This is a genomic window from Flavobacterium sp. FlaQc-30 (assembly GCF_044005885.1).
Classification (GTDB): domain Bacteria; phylum Bacteroidota; class Bacteroidia; order Flavobacteriales; family Flavobacteriaceae; genus Flavobacterium.
This window is the reverse complement of record NZ_JBIPCO010000001.1, coordinates 75,991-100,839: the sequence shown is the minus strand read 5'-3', so window position 1 is coordinate 100,839 and position 24,849 is coordinate 75,991. Positions and strand designations below refer to the sequence as shown.

Genomic DNA, 24,849 nt, shown 5'->3' with positions numbered 1-24,849 from the left:
ATTTGATGTGTTTTTGTAATGTGTATTTTTTTAATTTGATGTGTTTTTGTAAGGAATATTAGTTGTCGATAGTAAAATATTAACATTATTATTGCATCAAATTACTAATTAATTAACCAAAATTTTTAGAAAAATGAAATTAACAAAATTACTTATTTTTTGTGTTTCATCTTTGTTATTCTCGGTTATAGCCGTGGCTCAGGATGTCACAGTTAATGGAATAATAAATGATGAAAGTGGAATGCCAGTTCCGGGTGCAACAATTGTACTAAAAGGTACAACTAAGTCAACCGCATCTGATTTTGATGGAAAATTTCAATTACAAGTACCGTCAAATGGAGTTTTGACAGTCACATTTATTGGATACACTACAGTTACTGAAGCTGTAAACGGCAGAACAAAAATTACAATTAAGTTATCACCAGAATCACAAGCCCTGAATGAAGTAGTGGTTGTAGGATATGGAACTCAAAAGAAATCAGTTGTTACAGGAGCAATTTCCAGTGTAAAAGCAGCAGATCTTGAAAAAGTTCCAAACGGAAGAGTTGAACAAACTCTGCAAGGTCGTGCAGCAGGGGTTTCTGTTGCAGCTACTTCAGGACAACCGGGTGCCGCTTCAAAAGTTCGTATTAGAGGTATAACTACTTTTAGAGAAGGAGGTAATGATCCGTTATGGGTTGTTGATGGTATTGCAGTAGATGCAAATGCGATTGGTTTTATTAATCAAAGTGATATTGAATCTATTGAAGTTCTAAAAGACGCAGCTTCGGCGGCGATTTATGGTACTCGTGCAGCTACTGGAGTTATCTTAGTTACAACAAAAAAAGGAAAATCAGGAAAAATATCTGTAAACTATAATGGATTTGCTGGAATTTCGGCACCTGCTAAAAGATTAGATCTTCTTAACGCAGCGCAATATGGTGCTCTTATGAATGAAAAATCAATGGCTGATGGAGGTCCAATTAAATATGCAAATCCAGCAGCTTTAGGAAAAGGGACAGATTGGCAGGATGCTATTTTTAATGATTCAGCTTTTAGATACACACATGAATTAAGCATCAGCGGCGGAGGTGAAAAATCTACTTTTTATGCTTCTTTCGGAATACAAGATCAAGAAGGTATTGTAGCAACAGAAATTTCAAACTATTCAAAGAAAAATTTCCGTTTAAATTCAACACACAAAATTTCTGATTACTTTACGTTTGGACAAACTTTTGGTTATACACACCAAAAAACTAAAGGTCTTGATAATCCAAATACTGAATTTGGAGGACCTTTAAGTTCTGCAATTAACTTAGACCCTATTACTCCACTTGTTGTTACTGATCCAGCAGTAGATGGTACAGGTTTTTATGCAAATCCAAATGTTGTTAGAGATGCAAGCGGGCGTCCTTACGGAATTTCGTCTTTAGTACAACAAGAAATGACCAATCCACTAGGTTTCATGCAAACTAGATTAGGAGCATTTAACTGGTCAGATGATTTTGTTGGAAATGCTTATTTAGAAGCTAATATTACCAGTCATTTAAAATTTAGAACTACGCTTGGTGGTAAATTAGCTTACTGGGGGAAAGAAGGTTTTACACCAGTTTTTTTCCTAAATCCAAACATGAAAGCGGATAGAAATAACTATATGCAGGAAAACAGAAAATCATTTTCTTGGACTCTTGAAAATATCCTGACCTATTCTAATAAATTCGGAGATCACAATGTAAACATTCTTGCTGGACAAGGAGCTTATGTTGAAAACATTGGTGGTATGATTGGTGTAACCATGTTTGGGTTACCAATTACAAGCTACAAAGATGCTTCTTTCAATTTTGATATTCCACAAACGGACAGAGTTAATACTGCGGAGGATTTTGTAGAGCATAAATTAGCATCATTGTTTTTACGTGCTAACTATGATTTTAAAGAAAAATATCTTTTTACCGGAATCGTTCGTCGTGATGGATCGACTCGTTTTGGTGAAAACAAAAAATTCGGAGTTTTCCCTTCATTTTCTTTAGGATGGGTAGTTTCTAAAGAAGGATTTTGGAAAGAAAACAATGTTGTTAACTCTTTAAAACTGCGTGGAGGTTATGGAGTTGTAGGTAATGATAACATCGATGACTTTAAATATAGAGGTTTAGTTGTTGGCGGTTATAACTATTCAGTTGGGAATGCAGGTGCAATTACAACTGGTTACGGAAATTCTACACTTCCAAATGCTGACTTAGGATGGGAAGAAACATCGCAAACTACAGTTGGACTTGACGCAAAACTTTTTAACGATTTTAATCTTTCAGTAGATTACTATAAAAAGAGAACAACAGGAATTTTAAGAAATGTTGTTATTCCTGGATATGTTGGAGTTGTTGATCCGCCTTCTGCAAATATTGCCGATATGAATAACAGCGGTTTTGAAATTGAATTAGGATACAAGAAAAGACTTGGAGAATTTAACTTAGGTGTTAATGGAAACTTTGCCTATTTAAAAAATGAAATCACTTATGTAGGATCATCTACAAACTATATTGTTGGAGACGCTAGTTTTCAATCTATGGGACCAGTAACAAGAACACAAGTTGGACATTCATTTAATGAATTCTATGGTTTCAAAACGGCAGGAATTTTTCAAAATGAAGCGGAAGTTGCGGCTTACAAAAATGCTAAAGGAGAGTTGATACAGCCAAAAGCAAGACCAGGGGATTTCCGTTGGGTAGATTCAAATGGAGATGGTTCAATTACAGATGATGACAAACAGTTTTTAGGAACAAATATTCCTAAATATACATTTGGTCTTACTTTAAACTTAGATTACAAAAACTTTGACTTTATGGCATTTGCTCAAGGAGCTGCTGGAAGTAAAATTTTCCAAGGGTTAAGAAGACTTGATGTTTTGAATGCAAACTATCAAACAAAAGCTTTGGATCGCTGGGTTGGAGAAGGAACTTCAAATGATTATCCTAGATTAACAAACGATGATCCAAATAAAAACTACAGCAATATGTCTGATTTTTATCTTGAAAATGGAAATTACGTTCGTTTGAAAATTGTTCAAGTTGGATACACAATGCCAACTAATTTATCATCTAAAATTGGTGCAGATAAAGTTCGTTTTTACTTAACAGGCGAAAACTTAATCACATTTACAAAATACAGTGGATACGATCCAGAAATTGGAGGTCAAGTATTTGGTGTAGATAAAGGAGTTTATCCACAAGCAAGATCTATTTTGTTTGGAGCAAATGTTCAATTTTAAAAAATTAAAGAATTATGAAAACTATAAAATTTAAATACATATATATTGCTATTGCAATGGCAGCTCTAGGAGGATCTTGCTCTGAAGATTTTGTCACCATTAACCCAGAGGGAAAATTTGACACAAGTACTTATTTTTCAAATGAGCAGCAATGTTATGCAGCCTTAATGGGAGTATATGATCCGTTAAGAAAAAACACTGGAGGTTTCGAAAATTTGGTAGCAATGTTAAATGCTGGATCTGATGATTTTTATGCTGGAGGAGGTAGTGCAACAGATGGAAATGGAATTCAGAATTTTTCTACGCACTCACTTACTTCAATCAGTGTTCCGAGCAGTTACTGGAATGACCACTATCAAGGTGTGTCTCGAGCCAATTTGTTGATCGAAAAACTTCCTGCAGCTACAATGGATAATGGCGCAAGAGCTAGATTTGCTGCAGAAGCAAAAGCACTGCGTGCACTTTACTATTTTAACCTAGTGAGACTGTTTAAAAACATTCCATTGGTTTTAGTACCTCTAAATACTCAGACTATTTATGATCCAGAACAAGTTACACCAGATGTAATTTATGCACAAATTGAAAAAGATTTAAAAGAAGCAATTACAGCTTTACCAAATAAAGTTACACCAGAAACTGAAGCTGGAAGACTTAATAAAGGTGCAGCTCAAGCCATATTAGGAAAAGTGCTTTTGTTTGAAGGCAAAAAAGCCGAAGCGGCCACTGTTCTTGCAGAAGTAAATGGAACGCCGGGCGTTGAAAACCAATACGGAAATAAGTTACTGGATAAGTTTAGTGATTTATGGGACACTTCAAAGAAATTTAATGCAGAGTCACTTTTAGAAGTATCGCATACAAGTGCAGGAAACTCTGACTGGACATTTTGGGGAACTGGTAAAGATGAAGGAAACTCTCTAAACGTTATGGTTGGACCAAGAGGATATGTCCTGACAGAAGGTTCTACAGCACCAGATCTTCCTTCAGGATGGGCTTTTAATGTTGCTACTCAAAAATTGTATAACGCAATGAAAGATGATCCTAGATTTGGAGCAACTATTTTAGATTTGAAAGCACTTAAAGCTGCTGGTCAAATCGATTATATTCCAGCGTATCAAGACACAGGTTATTTCTTGAATAAATACTTGCCAAGACAATCGGATGTTCGTACCGGTGGTGGTAATGCAGAGTTGAACTACAAACAAAACTCTTATATCATCAGACTTGCAGATACTTACTTAATGGAAGCAGAAGCTTTAGGATCTGGAGATAGAGCACAAAAATTACTTGATGCTGTTAGAAAAAGAGTTGGTTTAGGTTCTGTACCAGTAACATTAGCTGCGATTAAAAATGAAAGAAGAATGGAATTAGCTGGTGAAGGTCATAGATTTTTTGATTTAGTAAGATGGGGAGACGCTCCAGCAGCATTAGCTGATAGAGGTTTTGATGCAGGTACAGATGAGATTTTTCCAATTCCGTACACAGAACTTAATGGTACTAAATTGAAACAAAATCCTAATTATCAATAGTCGAAACAATTAACCAAAAACATAGAATATGAACCTAAATATAAATTTGAAAAAAAGTACTTTCCTAATGCTGACATTGGCATTAGGGTTAGGAACATTAATAAGTTGTGACGATGAGACTGGTAATGCTAACGTTCTAATAGGAAGTAATATTGATGCAGCATTTACCGTAACTCCAGTTCAAGGAGCATCAAACACCTATCTTTTAGTTGCACAAACAAAAAATGTAATCTCTTCAAGATGGAACACGGGTGATGGTGAGTATCCAGGAAAAATGAATGAGATTATCACATTGCCAGATGCTGGAACCTACACAATTACGCATACAGCAGTTGGTGCAGGCGGAGCTACAGGAACAGCAAGTTCTCAACTTGTAGTTGCAACTACTGACTTAGCAAAAGGAAATCTTGTAAAAGGCGGTTCTTTTAAAACAGCTGCAGATCAGGCTAACTGGAAAAAAGTTATTTATGAAGCAACAGGCGACTGGGTTTATAGTGATAAAGGGGCAACTGTAAGCGGAGGTCACGCCGGAATTTATCAAGCTATAGATGTAGTAAAAGACAAAGAATACACTATTGATATGGTGGTTTCTGGAGGTGCATCTACAGATATGTGGTTTGAAGTTTATGCAGGAGAAAAAGATCCAGCAACAGTTTCTGGCGATTATAGCGACGGCGGAAAAGTAATGGGCTTAAATACTTGGGATGGCTGCGGTAAGAACCCAGTTTCAGGTAAATTATCATCTATCGGATGTACTAAAAATGCAAAACTAGATGCAGTAAGCAATGTTGTTAAATTTAGCACTACAGGAAAAATATATCTAATGATTAGATGCGGCGGTGGAATCGCTCCAGGCGGAATTACCATTAAAAGCGTCGAATTAAGAGGAAAGTAAGTTTAAGTTAAGTTTAAGTTTGGTTGCAAATAGCCCATAATCATTTATGAGTATGGGCTATTTTTTAAATCCTTAAACGATCAGAAAAAGAGCTTCTGAAATAAAAAACTTCTATTTAGAATTTAATAATTTAAGGAAAGAATGAAAAAAAATAGTTTAAAGATTCTATGTTTTTTGTTCTCGCTGTCGGCACTTGCCCAGCAGACAAAAGCAAAGAAAGAATTTACAACCAACGGAAAGAAAGTTACGGTTTACACAACTGCTGAAAATACTAATTTAAGATTAACATCAACAGATAACTTATCCTTTTCGGTAGCAAAACAACCTCTGGAAACAGAAGTATCCGTTTTTGTTGAACCTTCAAAAAAATTCCAAACTTTTATGGGAATCGGCGGCGCAATAACAGATGCAAGTGCCGAAGTTTTTGCCAAACTTTCAAAAGAAAAACAAACAGAATTTTTAAATGCCTATTATGATAAACAAAAAGGAATTGGCTATTCTTTGCTAAGAACCACAATACAAAGTTCTGATTTTAGCAGTGAAAGCTATTCCTATATCAAAGAGGATGACAAAGATTTAAAAACATTTTCGATTGAACATGACAAACAATACCGTATTCCATTAATCAAACAAGCCATTCAAACAGCCGGTGGAAAATTACTGACTTACGTTGCGCCATGGTCTCCAAATGCTTTTATGAAAAGCAACAAAAATGTTTTGAAAGGTGGAACTTTATTACCAGAATACTACCAAACTTGGGCAGATTTTTATGTAAAGTTTATAAAAGCATACGAGAAAGAAGGAATTCCAATTTGGGGAACCTCTACACAAAATGAACCAATGGCAACCCAAAGTTGGGAATCTTGTATATATTCTGCTGAAGCCGAGAGGGACTTTATTAAAAATTTTCTAGGTCCAACATTAAAAAAAGAAAAACTCGGGGATGTAAAAATCATTGCATGGGATCACAATCGTGATTTAATGAACTATAGAGCAAACGTAATTTATTCTGATCCAGAAGCATCGAAATATGTTTGGGGAATGGGGTTTCACTGGTACGAAAACTGGTCTGGCGGCGCTTCAATGTTTGACAATGTTGCCAAAGTAAACGAGGCATATCCTGATAAAAAATTATTGTTTACAGAAGGCTGCGTAGAGAAATTTGATGCTAAAAAATATCAATTTTGGGCAAACGGAGAAAGATATGGAATTTCTATGATGAATGATTTTAACAACGGAACTGTAGGATGGACAGATTGGAATATTCTTTTAGATGAAAAAGGAGGGCCAAATCACGTTGGTAATTTTTGTTTCGCACCAATTCATGCCGATACAAAAACAGGCGAGTTAATCTACACACCATCTTATTATTACATTGGACATTTTTCAAAATTCATCCATTTGAATGCCGTAAGAGTTAGTACAGCAGTAAGCAGAAGCGGATTGTTTAGTACTTCCTTTTTAAATACCAATGGTACAATGGCAACAATTGTAATGAATCAAACAGATAAAGAAATGAATTACAATTTAATTATTGGAGCTGAAAAAACGGTCGTTAAAATTCCGGCTCATGCTATACAAACACTTGTTTACTAGAGCGTTTTAAGTAAATGAGAGGGTTGATTTGAATCATCCATTTCGACCCTCATTCATTTTGTATTTGAAACTATTTTTTTTTGAGGTAATGCAAAAGTGATTGTAAGTTATTTTATTACAAGTTGATTTGGTTGTAATAGGTTGTTTATCAAGTTAAAAAAAGTAAAAATGAAACTAAACTTTAAAAACACAATAAAAGCACTGTTTTTCATATTGGCAGTATTTTCGCAAATAAAGTGCTCTTCGTCAAATGATGCTGCTGATCCCGTGCCGATTTTACCGCCTGTTGTACCTCCAGTTGTTGTTACAAACGACGTCGATTTTTGGCTGACCAAAGGAGATCAAAGTGTTTTACTGGCAAAACAATCAGGAACTTTAGGATTTGGAACCACTTACAATATCTATCCAAATATCGAGGTAAATGCTTCGCAAAAATATCAAACAATAGACGGTTTTGGTTATACGTTGACAGGCGGAAGCGCTGAAGTAATTAATCAATTAACAGCATCAAAAAAAAGTGCTCTCTTGCAGGAACTTTTTGGTTCAGGCGAAAACTCGATAGGAATAAATTACTTAAGAATAAGCATAGGAGCTTCAGATTTAAACGCATCTCCTTTTACTTATAATGATATTGCGACTGGAGAAACCGATTTGGATTTGGTAAAATTTAGTTTAGATAAAGATAAAGCTGGAGTAATTTCACTTTTAAAAGAAATCTTAGCAATCAATCCTAAAATTTTAATACTCGCAACTCCTTGGTCTGCACCTTTGTGGATGAAAGATAAAGACAGCTTTATAGGTGGAAAATTGCAAACCAAATATTATGATGTTTATGCCAAATACTTTGTAAAATACATTCAGCAAATGAAAGCCGAAGGAATTACAATTGATGCCGTAACACCACAAAATGAACCATTACATGACGGGAACAATCCTAGTATGTATATGTCGGCAGCAGAGCAGGCTAATTTTATAAAAACAAGTTTAGGTCCAGCCTTCAAAGCAGCAAATCTAAATGTCAAAATTATTATTTACGATCATAATTGCGACAACATAAATTATCCAAAAGCAATTTTGGCAGATGCCGATGCTTTTCCTTTCGTAGATGGATCAGCTTTTCATTTGTATGCAGGAGATATCAGTGCATTGTCAAATGTTTACAATGCCTATCCAATAAAAAATGTGTATTTCACAGAGCAATACACTGCCTCAACAGGGAATTTTGGAGGTGATCTAAAATGGCATATGCGAAATGTAGTTATTGGTTCAATGAGAAACTACAGCAAGAATGCACTAGAATGGAATTTAGCCAACAATAGCAATTACGAACCTCATACTCCGGGTGGATGCAATACCTGCAAAGGAGCTTTAACAGTAACATCAACCGAAAATTTTCAGCGAAACGTTGCCTATTATATTATTGCACATGCTTCAAAATTTGTTCCAGCAGGTTCTGTTAGAATTGCTAGTAATACCAGTGGAAATCTTCAAAACGTGGCATTCTTAACCCCATCAGGCTCAAAAGTTTTAATTGTTGAAAATGACGGAACTGCTGTAGAAGTTTTCAATATCAAGTTCAATGATAAATGGATCACAACCTCTTTAGAAGCAGGTTCAGTGGCAACCTATACTTGGAAATAAAAATCGAGTAAAAAACAAAATAGTTTTCAAATGAAAAAAATAATAATAGCAGTACAGCTTTTGTGTTCGATTGCCGTTGCAGGACAAGGTTTTTTACATAGAGACGGGCAAAAAATTGTTGACGGAAATGGAAATAATATAGTATTAAGAGGGCTTGGTATAGGCGGGTGGATGGTGCAGGAAGGATACATGATACAGACGCAGCCCTTTGCCAGTCCGCAGTATGCAATAAAACAGAAAATTCAAGACGTCATTGGCGAGCAGGGAACAAAAGAGTTTTATGCAGCTTACAAAGCAAACGGATTAACAAAACGAGATGTAGATTCGTTAGCAGCATGGGGTTTCAATTCAATCCGTCTGCCAATGCATTATAATCTATACACGCCGCCAATTGAAGAAGAAAAAAATGGTGAAATCACTTGGATAGAAGAAGGATTTACAATGACAGATAATTTGCTGAAATGGTGCGCCGAAAACAAAATTTATCTTATTCTAGATCTACATGCTGCTCCGGGCGGACAAGGAAATGATGCGGCAATTTCTGATTACGATACGACAAAACCATCATTATGGGAAAGTGAAGCCAATCAGAAAAAAATGATTGCTTTATGGAAAAAAGTAGCTTCTCGTTATAGAGACAATCCATGGATTGGAGCGTATGATATTATCAATGAACCCAACTGGAATTTTACAGGAACAAACAAAAATGGCTGCGACGAAAATTCAAACGGCCCTTTAAGAGAGCTTATGGTTTCCGTAACAAAAGCAATTCGCGAAGTCGATACCAATCATTTAATTTTTATTGAAGGAAACTGCTGGGGAAATAATTACAACGGAATTTTTCCTCTATGGGATGATAATATGGCATTGAGTTTTCATAAATATTGGAACTACAATACCAAAGAATCAATCCAGAAAATGCTGGACTATAGAATGCAGTACAACGTGCCAATTTGGTTAGGAGAAAGTGGCGAAAACTCTAATGTTTGGTTTAAAGATGCTCTTACGCTGATGGAAACCAACAATATTGGATGGGCATTTTGGCCAATGAAAAAAATCGAAAATACTGCAGGAGTAGCCTCTGTAACCAAAATCCCTGAATATGATGTTTTATTAAAATACTGGAAAGACGGCGGTCAAAAACCAACCCCAGATTTTTCTAAAAAAACATTGATGAAAATGGCAGATAATTACAAAATGGAAAACGTAACCGTTAAACCGGATGTAATCGACGCCATGTTTAGACAAGTACACACAAATGATACTAAGGCGTACAAGAAAAATACAATTCCCGGAAAAATTGCTGCAACACATTATGATTTAGGAACAAACGGTTACGCATACTCCGACAAAGATTTTGTGAACTACAGAGTTGAAACTAACAAATTTGAAGATTGGAATAAAGGAAATACAATGCGAAATGACGGTGTAGATATTCTGCCATGCAAAGATGCAGGATCAAACGGTTATCAAGTTTCATTTATTGAAGACGGCGAATGGCTGCAGTTTACTACTGAAGTTAAAAAGCTGAATAAATACAATGTTGCTATACGATATTCAAGCGAAAAAGCAGAAGGCAGACTTCATTTAGAAACCGAAAAAGGAAGATCAAAATCGATAACACTGCCAGCAACTGGCGGAAATGAAAAATGTAAAACGATAATCTTAACTGATGTCGAATTGAATGCAGGTCAAAACAAGATTAAAGCTGTTTTTGAAAAAGGAGGTTTTAATTTAAACTATTTAGATTTTTTGGAGAGTAAAAAAGAGAATCTAAAAAAATAAAGGAAACTACTCTCAATTTGATTGCATAGAAAATGAAACAAAATCTATAAAGTTAAAAGCATGGTGTATTTAATATTGATTATCCTAACATATATAATTAACATAACTTTTAAATAAGTTTTTTTCTTTAAGGCCAAGGAAACATTAGCTTTACGGATCAAAATTTTTTAAATATGAAAAAGAAAAATACAATTGTTTTAGTGGTAATGATGCTTTTAGTAAGCGGAGTTTTTTATGGTCAAAATTTAAAAATTATGACCTACAACATTCGTTTAAATGTTGCTTCAGATGGAGAAAATGCCTGGCCAAATCGTAAGGATTATTTCATGTCTCAAGTGCAATTTTACAGTCCCGATATTTTTGGAGTTCAGGAAGCAACACCAAGTCAAGTAATTGATATTGCATCTGGTATGCCAAAATACAGCAAATTTGGAATAGGAAGAGAAGAAGGAGGAACAGGAGAAGCCTGCACGATTTATTACAAAAAAGACCGTTTTAAGCTTCAAGAATCTAACACCTTCTGGCTTTCAGAAACACCAAATGTAGTTTCAAGAGGCTGGGACGCTGCTTGCAATAGAGTTTGTACTTATGGTCTTTTTACAGATTTAAAAACTAAAAAAACATTTTACGTCTTTAATCTTCACCTTGATCACATGGGAGAAGTAGCAAGAGTTAAAGGTGTGCAGGTAGTTTTAGAAAAAATAAAAGCAATAAACACAAAAAAATACCCTGTGTTTTTAATGGGAGATTTTAATTCAGAGCCAAACACACCTCAGATTGCTGAAATTAAAAAAGTAATGGATGACACCAGAGATGTTTCAAAAGAAAAACCATTTGGGCCATCTGGAACTTTTAATAATTTCAAACACAATGAGCCTGTAACCTTATTAATAGATTACATTTTTATATCAAAAAACAGCGGACTCACAGTTCAAAAACATGCAGTTTTAAGTGATTCTAAAGATTTAAAATATCCTTCAGATCACTTACCTGTTCTAATAGAAATAGATTAAATATGAAAAACATCAACAAAAAACTCCAAATTTTACTGTTACTGCCTCTTATTGTGGTACAGATAAAATGCGGATCTTCAAAAAATGTTGCAAGCAATTCAGGAAAAGCACAATCTTGGATTACAACAACAGATGAAACATCAAAACTTAAAAAACAGGACGATTTAGTTTTTAGTTTAGAAACTAATGCAAACCAAACAATTGAAGTAAATCCTGCTCAGAAATTTCAAACCATAGAAGGTTTTGGATTTTCGTTAACAGGAGGAAGTGCTCAAACCATTTTAAAACTAGATAAAGCAAAAAAAGAAGCCCTGCTTCAAGAGTTGTTTTCTAGAAAAAATGATGCCATTGGTTTAAGTTACCTGCGTATAAGTATTGGAGCTTCAGATTTGAATGAAAAAGTTTTTTCGTATGATGATATGCCAGAAGGGCAAACAGATTTAAAGCTGGAACATTTCAATCTTGGTCCAGATTTAAATGATGTTGTACCGCTGTTAAAAGAGATTTTAGTCATAAATCCACAAATAAAAATTATGGGTTCTCCGTGGTCTCCGCCAGTTTGGATGAAAGACAACGGAAGCACAAAAGGCGGAAGCTTACAGCCTAAATATTATCAGGTTTATGCCGAGTATTTTGTAAAATATATTCAAGCCATGAAAGAGCACGGAATTGTAATTGATGCCATTACACCGCAAAATGAGCCATTACATCCCGGTAACAATCCAAGTTTATTGATGCTCGCAGAACAACAGGCAGAATTTATAAAAAATCATTTAGGTCCCGCTTTCGCCAAAGCAAAAATTAAAACCAAGATTGTAGTTTACGACCACAATTGCAATAAACCTGAATATCCTTTAACCATTTTAAATGATCCAAAAGCATTGCCTTTTGTAGCAGGTTCAGCATTTCATTTATACGAAGGAGATATTAGTGCCTTGTCTACAGTTCATGATGCATATCCAAATAAAGATTTGTATTTTACAGAACAATACACAGGATCAGAAAGCAGTTTTGAATCTGATTTGAAATGGAGTGTAAAAAATGTAGTAATTGGCTCAATGCGCAACTGGAGTGTAAATGCACTTTCGTGGGGACTAGCAAATGACGAATTCTACAAACCATTTACACCAGGCGGATGTTCGACTTGTAAAGGAGCTTTAATGATCGATCAAAATCAGAACATTAAAAGAGAAGTAGGCTATTATATTATTGGTCACGCTTCTAAATTTGTACCCGAAGGATCAATTAGAATTGGAAGTAATATCAGTGGAAATCTTTACAATGTCGCATTCAAAACACCCGCAGGACAAATAGTGCTAATTGTTGAAAACGACGGAAATACAGCTGAAACATTCAATATAAAATACAATCAAAAACAAATTTCAACTACTTTAAACGCAGGAGCAGTAGCAACTTATGTTTGGTAATTAAAATAAAATACATGAAAACAACAACAACATTCCTCTTACTGATGGTCACATTTTTTGCGGCTGCACAGCAAGAAACAATCGATCAGAAAGTAAATGCCTTATTGAAAAAAATGACTATTGAAGAAAAAATAGGTCAATTGAATCAATATAGTAACGACAATTCAATAACAGGACCAATAACCATTAACCCAAATAAGCAGACCGAGATTAAGAACGGTTTAGTAGGCTCAATGTTGAATGTAACGGGAGTAGAATCTACTCGAAACTATCAAAAGTTAGCCATGCAATCCCGTTTAAAAATACCAATGTTGTTTGGGCAGGACGTTATTCATGGTTATAAAACAACATTTCCATTACCATTAGCAGAAGCTGCAAGTTGGGATTTAGAAGCCATAGAGCTGGCAGCAAGAGTTGCGGCTACAGAAGCAGCCGCAAGCGGAATTCACTGGACATTTGCACCAATGGTAGATATTGGGCGTGATCCACGCTGGGGGCGCGTTATGGAAGGTGCAGGAGAAGACACTTATCTAGCATCTAAAATTGCTTATGCAAGAGTAAAAGGTTTTCAAGGAAATAAATTAGGAGATTTAAACTCTGTTATGGCGTGCGTAAAACATTTTGCCGCTTATGGAGCCGCAGTTGGCGGAAGAGATTATAACTCCGTTGATATGAGCGAAAGAATGTTATGGGAAACTTATCTGCCTCCTTTCAAAGCCGCTTTAGATGCTGGTGCCGCAACATTTATGAATTCATTTAATGATTTAAACGGAATTCCGGCTACAGGAAATGTTCATCTACAGCGTGATATTTTAAAAGGAAAATGGAACTTTCAAGGTTTCGTAGTTTCAGATTGGGGTTCTATTGGAGAAATGGTAGCTCACGGCTACTCAAAAGATCTTAAAGCAGCAGCACTTTCAGCAATTACTGCCGGAAGTGATATGGATATGGAAAGCGTTGCTTACAAAAACAATTTGGCACAATTGGTCAAAGAAGGCAAAGTTTCAATAGACTTAGTTGATGATGCCGTAAAACGTATTCTTCGCAAAAAATTTGAATTAGGCTTATTTGATGATCCTTATAGATATTCTGACGAAAAAAGAGCAGAGAAAGCTTTAAATAATCCAGAAAATAGAAAAGCTGCACTTGAAGTTGCTCAAAAAAGTATCGTTTTATTAAAGAACGAAAATCAAACATTACCACTTTCTAAAAACCTAAAAACAATCGCTTTTATCGGGCCGATGGTAAAAGAGTATAAAGAAAATATGGGTTTTTGGTCTGTAGAATTGCCTAATGTTGATTACAATAAATGGATTGTTTCGCAATGGGATGGTTTACAGAATAAAGTAGGCAAGAATACTAAATTACTTTATGCAAAAGGCTGCGAAGTTGAAGGTAACAACAAAGATGGTTTTGCAGAAGCCGTTGCAACTGCAAAACAAGCCGATGTTGTTATTTTAAGTATTGGCGAAAAACGCGACATGAGCGGAGAAGCAAAAAGCCGAAGCGATATTCATTTGCCAGGTGTTCAGGAAGATTTAGTAAAAGCAATTCAGGCAACAGGAAAACCAGTTGTAGTTTTAATAAATGCAGGAAGACCTCTTGTTTTTAACTGGACTGCAGACAACGTTCCAGCGATTGTTTATACTTGGTGGTTAGGTACAGAAGCAGGAAATGCAATTGCAAATGTATTATTTGGAGATTACAATCCGTCAGGAAAATTACCAATGACATTTCCTAGAGAAGTAGGGCAGATTCCTATTTATTACAACCATTTCAGTACTGGAAGACCAGCCAAAGATGAAAATCAAAACAATTATGTTTCAGCATATATCGATTTAAAGAATTCACCTAAATTCGCTTTTGGACATGGATTGAGTTATACTAAATTCGATTATTCTGGAATGAAACTTTCTTCAACAAAAATGAAAAACAACGAAACAATTAAAGTTTCATTTCAATTATCAAATGTTGGAAAAGCAGCTGGAGAAGAAGTTGTACAATTGTATTTAAAAGATAAATTTGGATCAGTTGTTCGCCCAGTTTTAGAATTAAGAGATTTTCAAAAAGTGAAATTAAACGCAGGAGAATCAAAAACAATCGAATTTACAATCGACAAAGAAAAGCTTTCTTTCTACAATGATAAATTAGAATGGACTGCTGAACCAGGAGATTTTGAAGTAATGATTGGAGCTTCATCAGCAGATATTAAACTAAAATCAGATTTTGAATTAGTGCAGTAATATAGAATGTCAATTAGAATTGGCGTTATGAATTTTATAAAGGGGCTAAATTATTTTAAAACCGTATTTATAAAATCCATAGCGCCAATTCCTTTGTATGAAGCGTACAATGCTTTGTCAAAAGCTTCACGTTTTGCTTTTTTATCTTTAGCCTCCGTTTCAACGATCATTTCATTAAAAATTCTTTCCTGCTCTTCGCTGTATTTTAAAGAAGCTTCCAAAAGATAAGTTTTAGAAACAAAACCAAAAGAGCTCCAGATTTTATCTCTAATTTTTGAATTGATTTTTTTTAACGGATTAGTGGTCATATTCTCCATCATTTTCTTCTAAATTTTGTTTTCTTCGATAAGAACTATAAGTGGTATAAAAGCAGTTCTTTCTCTTTCTTTTTTAATTGTTTTCACAATTAATCATTAAATGTGTTATTATGACGCAATGTACTTGTTTTTTTGATTTTATTTTTAATTTTAACAAAAATTGTGATTTATACACTTTTGTTTTTTTTCTGATTTTAAAAATGGATAAATGCGATTTGTAAAAAATGAAGTAAATTGCGTACACAATTGAAACTAAATGTCGTATTAATTATAAAATCAATGCTGAAATCAATTTTAGAAAATAATAAAAATTACCAGCCGGGATTGTCAATTGATAGTGTGATTTTTGGTTTTCATGATAACCAATTGAAAGTGCTGCTCATTAAAATTCCGCACAACGAAAAATGGTCTTTACCCGGCGGATTTATTCCAATTGATCAGGATATTGATACGGCAGCGGTTACCATTTTAAATGAAAGAACAGGAGTTGAAGGTGTGTTTTTAAGACAGTTTGCCACATTTGGAAAAACGAAGCGAAATGATAATCATTTTGGGAATGAAATTTTAAAACATTTAGATATTGATCCCGAACAAGGAAAATGGCTTACGCAGCGTTTTGTAACAATTGGTTATTATGCCTTAGTAGATTTTCTAAAAATACTTCCCAATCCTGTTAATAGAAATGAAGTTGTAGAATGGATCGATCATAAAGAAGTTCCAGATCTTATTTTAGATCATCGGGAAATTTTAGATAAAGCTCTTGATACCTTAAGAATAGAGCTGAATTTAATGCCCATAGGATATAATTTATTACCAGAGAAATTCACGATTCCAGAATTGCAAAAATTATACGAAACGATTTTAGATAAAAAACTAGATCGCAGAAATTTTCTTAGAAAAATAACTAATATTGGAATTCTGGTTAAACTTGATGAAAAGAAAAGTAATGTTGCCCACAAAGCACCAAACTTATATTCTTTCGATAAAGAAAAATACGATGAGGTCTTGAAAAATGGATTGAATCAAGGTTGGTAAAATTTGTTAAGTCTGATTAATAATTTACAATTATGGTATCAATTGAAACATTCAGAAAATTAGCTTTATCATTTGAAAATGCTGCGAAGAACCACATTTTGAAAAAACATCTTTTCGTGTCAAGAAGAAAATCTTTGCCACTTATGATGAAAAGAAAAATCAAGCCGTTTTAAAATTCAATGAAATCGATCAATCTGTATTTTGCGCTTCAAGTGAAATGATTTTTTATCCAATACCCAATAAATGGGGAAAACAAGGCTGGACAATTGTTGAACTTTCAAAAGTAAGGACTGAAATGTTTGCGGATGCTTTATTACTTTCCTACCAAAGTGTCTCTTCTAAAAAGAAGTAGAGTTTTATAACTTACCTGACAATAGTTCTAAAAGTTAAATTTACCCTCGGCTTCTGAGTACTTTTTGTTGGCGGAAGCCGATGAAGCCAATGCGTTTGCGTTTCATCTTTCATAACCAATAAACTTCCGTGTTCTAAAATCATGGCAATAACTTCTTTAGTCTCTTTATGTTTGAAAGCAAATTTGCGTTCAGCACCAAAACTTACAGAACCAATTGCGCCGTTTTTTTTCAAATCCTTTTCAGCATCGCTGTGCCACGCCATTCCTTCATCGCCGGAATGATATAAATTGAGTAAACAGGAATTGAAAGTTTCTCCAGTTTTTTCTTCTACAAAAGTTTTTAGTTCTAGTAATTCCTTTGTCCACGGAAGTGCTTTTTTCGTCGTATTCGAATACGTGTATTCAAATTCTTTATCACCATACCAAGCCACCTTTCTTTTGGTCAAAATTAATTTCCCAAAGATAATTGCTTCATCATTTTTCCATTCGATCGTATTCAATAGAATATCACGATAAAAATCGGCTTTTTCTCTCGAAAACAGTTTTCCGTAATAATTAACCGTACCATCCTTAGGAAGCAGATTGGTTGTTTCGTCTATTTGAGGATTAAATAAGTCCATTTTTCCATTTTTGATATTCCAGTTTCATACAATGTCCGCAAGGCCTGAAACCATTTTGTTTAGCTTCATTTTCCGAAGAAAAGAAAACGCGATTTTCTCGTTTCATTCTTTTTCCCGAAGAGCATTTCAGCGTTCCGTAGATCTTTAGCTTTTGGTTGCCGCCGAAACAAATTTCCGCATTTTTAATTTTAATTCGAAGATCAGAGCCGAGAATTTTAATATGTTCAATCATTTGTTTGTCATTTATTTTGCCACAGATTAAAGGATTAAAATGATTTAAAAATCTGCTCAATCTGCCTAATCTGCGTGAAAAAAATATCGGTTTTTATATCGTAGAGACACACTGCAGTGCGTCTACGCAAAGATTGTTGACAAAAATACGTGACGTTAGACGCGCTGCAGTGTGTCTCTACAGATATATCGAGAAACCTCTGAATCTTTGCGCCTCTGTACCTTTGAACCTTAATTTAACGCATCATGAAAAATAATTCCCAGCGTATATCTTTCACCAGATTGAATTTCGCTTACTCCATGTTTCATATTAACCCGATAATACCCTTTTGAACCTTTTACAGGTCTGAAATTGGTTGTAAAAACCAAAATGTCTCCTTTTTTTGGTTTCAAAACAATAGCCTTAGATTGAGCTCTTGGAGTTTGCTGTGTAAGGACAAATTCACCGCCGGTAAAATCTTCATCAGGTTCATTTAGAAAAAGGACTATTTGAATTGGAAAATAAACATCCCCGTATAAATCCTGATGCAGTGTATTGAAACCACTTTTGCCATACTTTAAAATCAAGACGGTCGCTTTTAATTGATTATTGTCGTGACACTGTTTTAATAATTCTTGGTGCTGATCAGGAAAAATGGTGTTGATATTTAGAACTTTCATCCAAGCGTTTGCGATTGGTGCTAGTTTGGGATAGATTGTAGATCGAATGTTTTGAATTAAATCAGGAAGAGGATAATTAAAATATTTGTATTCGCCTAAACCGAATCGGTAACGTTCCATTACAACCGTTTTTCGGTATAAATTTGGATTGTCATAATCAAATTTTAAATCTTCGCATTGTTCGTTATTAAGTACTTTTGGAATAATTGCAAATCCATTTTCGTGCATAGATTCGGTGATGCTTTCCCAGTTTTGAGAAGCAATTATTGATTGTATATTTTGCATAATGATTTTAGATTGGATTTTTTTTTTGCCACGAATTACACGAATGTTCACGAATTATTTTTTTTATTAATTAGAATAAAAATTAGTGCAATTCGTGGCAAAAAAACTATAGATTTATCTGCGCACCTTCCCAGCCAATTATGGCTGTTTTTCTAGTGTTTCCCCACATATAACCGCCAAAGATTCCAGAAGACTGAATCACGCGATGGCATGGAATTAAAAACGCAACTGGATTACTGCCAATTGCAGTTCCAACAGCTCTTGAAGCATTTGGCTTCTCAATTTGATGTGCAATAGTGCCATAAGTTGAAAGCTGTCCCATTGGGATTTTTAGCAGCGTTTCCCAAACTTTCAATTGAAAATCAGTTCCTTTTAGATGCAGTTTTATTTCAGATAATTTGCTCCAGTCATTTTGAAATATGAACAGTGCATTTTGCTGCACTAAATCTAGTTTTCTAGAGAAAGAAGCATAGGGGAATTTGTCTTTTAAGGCATTTACGCCATTGGTTTCATCATCGGCGAAAGCCATAAAACAAATTCCTTTTGAAGTAGAGGCTACAATAATATTACCAAATGGACTTTCGGCAAAGCTGTAATTTATTTCAAGATTCCTTCCGCCGTTTTTATATTCGGCAGGAGTCATTCCTTCAATATTTACAAATAAATCATGAAGACGGCTTGTTCCCGAAAGTCCTGTTTCGTAAGCTGTTTCAGAAACGGTTGCTTGATTTTCTTTCAGCAGTTTTTTGGCATGTTCCAAACTGGTATACTGCAAGAATTTCTTCGGACTTGTTCCTGCCCAATCGCTGAAAAGTTTCTGAAAGTGAAACGGACTTAAATGCACTTTTTCGGCAACTTCATCAAGATTAGGCTGCTCTTTAAAATTAGCTTTGATATAATCTATCGCTTCCGCAATACGATTATAATTAATGGTTTCCTGTGTGTTCATTTTCATTCAATTTTATAAGGCAAATATCGATTGGTTTCTGCTGGTATAAAATCCGAATCTTGCGGAGTTTTTTTTAACCGCAAAGGGCACTAAGATTTACGCAAAGTGCGCAAAGTTTTTTTTACGCAATATTGTCACCCTGAGCAAAGTCGAAGGGTAGAAAGTATGTCGGCAAAGATTGGCACAAATCTGAAACCTGAAACAAATTATTAAATCTCTTTTTCCATTTTATAATTGATAAGTATTTCATTGTGACGAATGTTTTTTTGTTCGGCTTTTGCAATAAATCCCTTCTTTTCAAAAAATGGTTTTGCAGTAATACTGATATCCGAAGTTATAATTTTGGAATGTTGTTTTTTGGCTTCGAGTTCTAATTCTGTCAAAAGCTTATCAGCAATTCCTTGTCGTTGAAAACCTTTATGAACGTAAAAGAAGTCAATATAGTTTCCATCTTTTAAAGTTCCAAAACCGGCGATTTGGTTTTCAATAATTATTAAAAGAACAAATTGCGTTTCAATAACTTCAAGCCAGCGTTCTTTGTTTTCTACGCCAGAAATCCAAGCTTTGATTTGTGCGGGATTATAATCATTCTTGCAGACAGATTGTATGGTTTCTATATACAATTGCTGCATTTCGTCTAAGTCTGAAAGTGTGCCTTTTTTGAAAATCATTAATTTGTTGATTTATTGTGATGTTTCATTTATTATAGTGTTATAATGATGAAAAGTGATTTAATGCGCTGTAGTTTTAGAAAAAACATTAATTACAACAACTCCAATTATAATTAAGCTCAATCCAATTATGGCAGGTAAATCAGGAATTTCTTTAAAGAAAATAGCACCAATAGTGGTAATTAAAACAATGCCGACTCCTGACCAAATAGCGTAAGCAAAACCAACCGGAATAGTTCTTATAGCAAAACTTAAAAAGTAAAATGCAGCAAAGTATCCTACGATTGTAATAATGCTGGGAATAAGTTGAGTAAACTGCTCCGATTTTTTTAATGCAGTTGTGGCAATAATTTCGAAGACAATGGCGATAAACAAAAATAAAAAATTCTTCATAATTAAGTTTTTTACAAAGTTACGTTTTGTATAAAGCAGGAAGCAATTATTTAAGTTTATCTTTTTTTGTTGAAACGCTTATTAATTTATAACCATTTTCAGTTCTTAAAAACTCAAAATGATCCTGTCCGAAATTTGTTTTGTTTTTTGAATTGATGACAATATCCATAGTAGGGTAAATCCAGTCTTTAGATTCATTGCAATTATTGAAATACATTTCGTATTCGGCAGATTCAAAAATAAATTGATTCAAACCGTCAGCCGAAATGAAGTAATCTGCTTTTGCAGTATTTAACTCTTGAAGTTTAAGCTTTAAAAAATTGTAATTATTATTTATGAATTTGCTTTTGGGGTTACTTATCCAGCCCATTGGTTCTTTCCAATAGGTAATTTTGTCAAAAGATTGTTTTAAAATATTAGCTTTAGATAAATCTTTGAGCAAACTGTTTTCGAGCCATTCTTTAAATTCTTTTTCAAAGTTTATAAACGAATAATAGTGACCGTCAACTCCAAGAAAACATTCTCTTATTGGATCTTTACTCGGTACTGTTGATTTTTCTAGAGAATAAAAATTAAGGTTATCATTGTATGCAAAATCATCAATTAAAATATTGTTATTGACGTCGATTAAAAACTCTTTTCCCCCAGCCCAGAAAAAGTGTTCTCCATCTCTTACTTTTTCAGCATCTTTTAATCCTATAAAAGTTCCATTTCTAACTTTAGTTAAATTGCTGTATACTGCAGGAATTACGATTTTACCTTCGCCATTAAACATTCCCATTTTATCCGTTTTGCGATCTGTAAATCTTATAAAACCTTCATTTTCACAATCTGGACCATTGTCAAAAATATATAGACTATCACGACCAACGATTTTACCTGTCTTGGTTAAATAATAGCTTTCCCATTTTTGATTATTTCCTTCCGTAACGGCTATAATATTCTCGAATTTATGAGCGATTGTAAATCCCATAAATTTTGGCTCAATTTTGATGATGCCGTTTTTGTCTTTAAATCCAATGTGAGTTGAATCTTTATCTGGAAATGAGATCCAAATATCATTGCTTTGGGCAAATACAGTTAAGTTTAAAAAGAAGAAAGCAGAAAAAAGAATACTCTTTTTCATAAGATTTATTTATCGTAAATGAATTTCTGATTCCTTATTTTTTGCTTCATCAAAGCAATCGCTGCATAACATTTTAAAATCAGCTTTAGCTTGAAAAACATCAGTCCATTCTTCACCATTGTCCAGAAGATATTGTTCGCATTCTCCACACCAAGCAATCTGCGGAAGATCTTCTTCGGCTTCTGAATAGAAAAAGCCTGTTTTTTCGTCTGAATCTATTGCCATTGCAATATGAATACAGCCAAAAGACATTTCTTTTGAGCCATGTACTTCACATAAAATATTTTCGATCATTATTTTATAAAATTTTACTTTTTTGCAAGTTATTAGATTTCAAATTTAAGCATAAAAAAGAAAATTCTATTTTTAGTTATAGCATTCTATTAAGGGTTGAATGAGAATCCAACACTAAAAAACAATCTTACTTTGTCAATATTATTTATCCAAGAAGTATCAAAATGAATAGGTCCTAAAATCGATTGATAAGAAATAGAAGCTCCTCCAGATAGTACAAGACTAGGGTCAAAGCCATCATCCCATTTTCCTTTTGGACTAAATGCTTTGTTGATGTATTTATCAAAAGATTCAAACCCAACAGTTGCGATATTAAAATGGGGAGTTAGGTAGATTTTTCCCATAAGGTTTATTTGAGAAGCTAGTTTTAAGCCCATATATTGTGAAACATTGAGTTCGTCTTCGTGCAGGCCTGGAAATGAAAAACGATTGCTGCCTGAACTAGGTATGATTCCGCCTAAAAAATATCTTGAGGCATAACCAAAATCCGAATAAGAGATTTGATCGTCTGTAAGTTTATCCTCAAAAGTAAAATAAGAATCAAACCCAATGATTCCCGTAATTTTCTTTTTTAAAAGGGCTCTTTTTTCAAAACTGAAGCCAAGTTTTGTGTAACCATTAGTTGTACCAGATATGTTTGTTTTATCTGGGTCATTAATAGAGGCGTAAACATCAGACAATAAAGATCGAGTTACATTTGCTTTTAAAATTGTTCCGTTTTCAGCAAAGAAAACTTTATCCATGTCATTGTAGAAATAATGCATGTTTAATTCTATAGTGTTCAAGGAGTAAGTCTTGATGTCGATTGAGTTAGGGTTATATTCTCTTTCGTATTTTGGTTTTAAATTGGCATATTGATAGAGCAAGCCATAACCAAAATAACTTTTTAATGAATTTATATTTCTATTGATTTCATTATTAAATTCAACAGAATTATAAAGCACATTATCTGAAGCCCTGCCGTTAAAATAAATTTCTTGTCTTAATAATGCTCCATAAAGTTCAGACGACCACCACCAATCTCGGTTTTTTCCAAAATTTTTCTGATAATTGATTCTTGCTTTTGGCTGCTCAGCTATATCTGCAGTTATAAGAAGGCGAGATGCTCTGGCAAGAACATTTCTGGCAGTGTAATTAAAAATGATGCCAACGCCACGATAAGTGTCATAATGTACAGATGTGTTCAGTTGGTTTTTGGCACGTTCATGCCCAAAGATGGTAACACCTAGTTTGTTGTCATCTTTGATGAAATAGTTATATGTAATTTCATCAAAAAGATTGGTACCCATTGCTCTGTTAATACCTGCTATTAAATCTTTTGTAGTGTATTTTTGATGTGTTTTTAGATTCATTCTTCCTAATACGAGAGCAAGATTTTCTGGACTGATTTTTTTGTAAATAATGGTATCAAGAATAATTTCTGAGGGCATTTGTGGTAATTCGTGAATACGTTGTTGGTACCCTTTTAATTTTTCGGATAATGCTATTAAAGCAGGAAGATTTTCATTTGTTGCAATTTTACCATCTTTATAGATTTCTGCACTATTTGCAAAATCTGCAGTCGAAAAACGAAGGTTTGGCATGTGATCTATTAAAATGTCGCAGAGTTTTCTATTTGCAGGATTCTTAATGTTACTAGGGAACATACTGGTTTGTGTCAATATAGTTATAACATTGTTCAGTTTGTCTATTGGTTCCAATCCGCCTCCAACATCACTGCCAATAATAATGTCGGCACCCATTTGTTGGGCGACATCAGTAGGGAAATTATTTAAAACGCCTCCATCAACTAATACTGTTTTTTCGTATGACATAGGTTTGAAAATAGCAGGGAGCGACATACTGGCTCTCATTGCATAAGCTAAGCTGCCTTTGCTTAAAATAACCTCCTTTCCTTCAGACAAATCTGTAGCCATGGCCCTAAACGGGATAGAGAGGCTGTCAAAGTTTCTAATGTTGTATACCGGGTAAGTTAATTCAGAAAGATATTCTCTTAAGTTTTGATCGTTTAATAAAGAACCAATACTGTTTAGTTTTTTGTTTTTAATCCCAATTCCAACTAAATATCTTTGAAATTCTCTTTTTTCCTCTACGCTGACAGATTTTAATGATTGTCCGCCGCCAAGTAATTTATCCCAATTAATGTTTTTGGTTAGCTTTTCTATACTGTCACCAGAATATCCCATTGCGTATAAACCGCCAATGATACTTCCCATACTATTTCCAACGATAAGATCAGGAACGATGTGCAAAGAATCTAGTTTTTGTAAAAGTGGAATATGCGCAATTCCTTTTGCTCCGCCGCCGCTTAAAACCAATACGACTTTAGGTTTCTTTTCCTGCGAAAAAATAATTTGCGGGAGGCTGAGTAAAAATAAGAAAGCGAATAAATAAGATGTTTTTTTCAAGATTACAATGTTTATGTATTTGAGAAATAAGGGCTTATTTTTATTTTTAAAATTAAGGACTTATTTCTAAAAAGTAGAATTTTTTGGTTGAAATGTTTAAAAAGACAATTTATTCATTCTTAAAAGTCTTAAAAATTA

At 34.2% G+C, this 24,849-nt stretch carries 21 protein-coding genes; 11 read left to right on the top strand and 10 right to left on the bottom strand.

The genetic code is table 11. The features are described from left to right. The first annotated feature begins 133 nt into the window (after nucleotides 1–133). From ACHRV0_RS00455 to bglX, 9 genes are all read left to right on the top strand, one after another. Entirely contained in the window at nucleotides 134–3,244 is a 3,111-nt protein-coding gene (locus tag ACHRV0_RS00455; protein ID WP_395439569.1) for a SusC/RagA family TonB-linked outer membrane protein, read from the top strand. Between the two features lie 14 nt (nucleotides 3,245–3,258). Next, a complete protein-coding gene (locus ACHRV0_RS00450; protein ID WP_129024024.1) occupies nucleotides 3,259–4,770 on the top strand; it encodes a RagB/SusD family nutrient uptake outer membrane protein in 1,512 nt (503 codons plus the stop codon). A gap of 28 nt (nucleotides 4,771–4,798) precedes the next feature. Then, a complete protein-coding gene (locus ACHRV0_RS00445) occupies nucleotides 4,799–5,665 on the top strand; it encodes a hypothetical protein (RefSeq protein ID WP_123872301.1) in 867 nt (288 codons plus the stop codon). Between the two features lie 141 nt (nucleotides 5,666–5,806). Continuing rightward, entirely contained in the window at nucleotides 5,807–7,261 is a 1,455-nt protein-coding gene (locus ACHRV0_RS00440) for a glycoside hydrolase family 30 beta sandwich domain-containing protein (protein WP_395439567.1), read from the top strand. Nucleotides 7,262–7,429: 168 nt separating this feature from the next. Beyond that, nucleotides 7,430–8,902, top strand: coding sequence for a glycoside hydrolase family 30 beta sandwich domain-containing protein (locus ACHRV0_RS00435; protein ID WP_395439566.1), 1,473 nt, complete (start codon nucleotides 7,430–7,432; stop codon nucleotides 8,900–8,902). Nucleotides 8,903–8,932: 30 nt separating this feature from the next. Further along, nucleotides 8,933–10,687 (top strand): cellulase family glycosylhydrolase, encoded by a 1,755-nt coding sequence (locus ACHRV0_RS00430; RefSeq protein WP_395439565.1) that lies wholly within the window; start codon nucleotides 8,933–8,935, stop codon nucleotides 10,685–10,687. Between the two features lie 173 nt (nucleotides 10,688–10,860). Next, on the top strand, nucleotides 10,861–11,700 hold the full coding sequence (locus ACHRV0_RS00425) for an endonuclease/exonuclease/phosphatase family protein (protein ID WP_395439564.1): 840 nt from the start codon (nucleotides 10,861–10,863) through the stop codon (nucleotides 11,698–11,700). Between the two features lie 2 nt (nucleotides 11,701–11,702). Continuing rightward, nucleotides 11,703–13,127: a glycoside hydrolase family 30 beta sandwich domain-containing protein gene (locus ACHRV0_RS00420; protein ID WP_395439562.1), complete on the top strand. Its 1,425-nt coding sequence runs from the start codon at nucleotides 11,703–11,705 to the stop codon at nucleotides 13,125–13,127. 14 nt (nucleotides 13,128–13,141) lie between these two features. Then, nucleotides 13,142–15,370, top strand: coding sequence for a beta-glucosidase BglX (gene bglX / locus ACHRV0_RS00415; RefSeq protein ID WP_395439561.1), 2,229 nt, complete (start codon nucleotides 13,142–13,144; stop codon nucleotides 15,368–15,370). Between the two features lie 50 nt (nucleotides 15,371–15,420). On the opposite strand, the gene ACHRV0_RS00410 is transcribed toward bglX, so the two are convergent. Next, on the bottom strand, nucleotides 15,421–15,690 hold the full coding sequence (locus tag ACHRV0_RS00410) for a hypothetical protein (RefSeq protein ID WP_241687377.1): 270 nt from the start codon (nucleotides 15,688–15,690) through the stop codon (nucleotides 15,421–15,423). 276 nt (nucleotides 15,691–15,966) lie between these two features. Here ACHRV0_RS00410 and ACHRV0_RS00405 point away from each other — a divergent pair, with 276 nt between their 5' ends. Both ACHRV0_RS00405 and ACHRV0_RS00400 read left to right on the top strand, forming a co-directional pair. Further along, nucleotides 15,967–16,722: an NUDIX domain-containing protein gene (locus ACHRV0_RS00405; protein ID WP_129024017.1), complete on the top strand. Its 756-nt coding sequence runs from the start codon at nucleotides 15,967–15,969 to the stop codon at nucleotides 16,720–16,722. A gap of 130 nt (nucleotides 16,723–16,852) precedes the next feature. Then, nucleotides 16,853–17,074: a hypothetical protein gene (locus ACHRV0_RS00400; protein ID WP_395440128.1), complete on the top strand. Its 222-nt coding sequence runs from the start codon at nucleotides 16,853–16,855 to the stop codon at nucleotides 17,072–17,074. Between the two features lie 11 nt (nucleotides 17,075–17,085). Here ACHRV0_RS00400 and ACHRV0_RS00395 read toward each other — a convergent pair whose 3' ends face one another. The 9 genes from ACHRV0_RS00395 to ACHRV0_RS00355 form a co-directional block, all read right to left on the bottom strand. Beyond that, entirely contained in the window at nucleotides 17,086–17,694 is a 609-nt protein-coding gene (locus tag ACHRV0_RS00395) for an alpha-ketoglutarate-dependent dioxygenase AlkB family protein (RefSeq protein WP_395439559.1), read from the bottom strand. Continuing rightward, entirely contained in the window at nucleotides 17,681–17,926 is a 246-nt protein-coding gene (locus ACHRV0_RS00390) for an Ada metal-binding domain-containing protein (RefSeq protein ID WP_129024014.1), read from the bottom strand. The genes ACHRV0_RS00395 and ACHRV0_RS00390 overlap by 14 nt, the downstream gene beginning before the upstream one ends. Nucleotides 17,927–18,156: 230 nt before the next feature. Next, complete coding sequence (locus tag ACHRV0_RS00385) at nucleotides 18,157–18,870, bottom strand: 2OG-Fe(II) oxygenase (protein ID WP_395439558.1); 714 nt, start codon at nucleotides 18,868–18,870, stop codon at nucleotides 18,157–18,159. A 106-nt stretch (nucleotides 18,871–18,976) separates the two neighbouring features. Beyond that, nucleotides 18,977–19,819 (bottom strand): bifunctional helix-turn-helix domain-containing protein/methylated-DNA--[protein]-cysteine S-methyltransferase, encoded by an 843-nt coding sequence (locus ACHRV0_RS00380; protein WP_395440127.1) that lies wholly within the window; start codon nucleotides 19,817–19,819, stop codon nucleotides 18,977–18,979. Nucleotides 19,820–20,028: 209 nt separating this feature from the next. Further along, the gene (locus ACHRV0_RS00375) at nucleotides 20,029–20,490 is read right to left on the bottom strand and encodes a GNAT family N-acetyltransferase (protein WP_395439557.1); all 462 of its coding nucleotides are present in this window, start codon (nucleotides 20,488–20,490) and stop codon (nucleotides 20,029–20,031) included. Between the two features lie 60 nt (nucleotides 20,491–20,550). Beyond that, nucleotides 20,551–20,883, bottom strand: coding sequence for a multidrug efflux SMR transporter (locus tag ACHRV0_RS00370; RefSeq protein WP_129024010.1), 333 nt, complete (start codon nucleotides 20,881–20,883; stop codon nucleotides 20,551–20,553). 46 nt (nucleotides 20,884–20,929) lie between these two features. Then, a complete protein-coding gene (locus ACHRV0_RS00365; protein ID WP_395439556.1) occupies nucleotides 20,930–22,009 on the bottom strand; it encodes a hypothetical protein in 1,080 nt (359 codons plus the stop codon). Nucleotides 22,010–22,018: 9 nt separating this feature from the next. Further along, a complete protein-coding gene (locus ACHRV0_RS00360) occupies nucleotides 22,019–22,303 on the bottom strand; it encodes a hypothetical protein (protein ID WP_129024008.1) in 285 nt (94 codons plus the stop codon). An 89-nt stretch (nucleotides 22,304–22,392) separates the two neighbouring features. Next, nucleotides 22,393–24,711: a patatin-like phospholipase family protein gene (locus tag ACHRV0_RS00355; protein WP_395439555.1), complete on the bottom strand. Its 2,319-nt coding sequence runs from the start codon at nucleotides 24,709–24,711 to the stop codon at nucleotides 22,393–22,395. Between the last annotated feature and the right edge of the window lie 138 nt (nucleotides 24,712–24,849).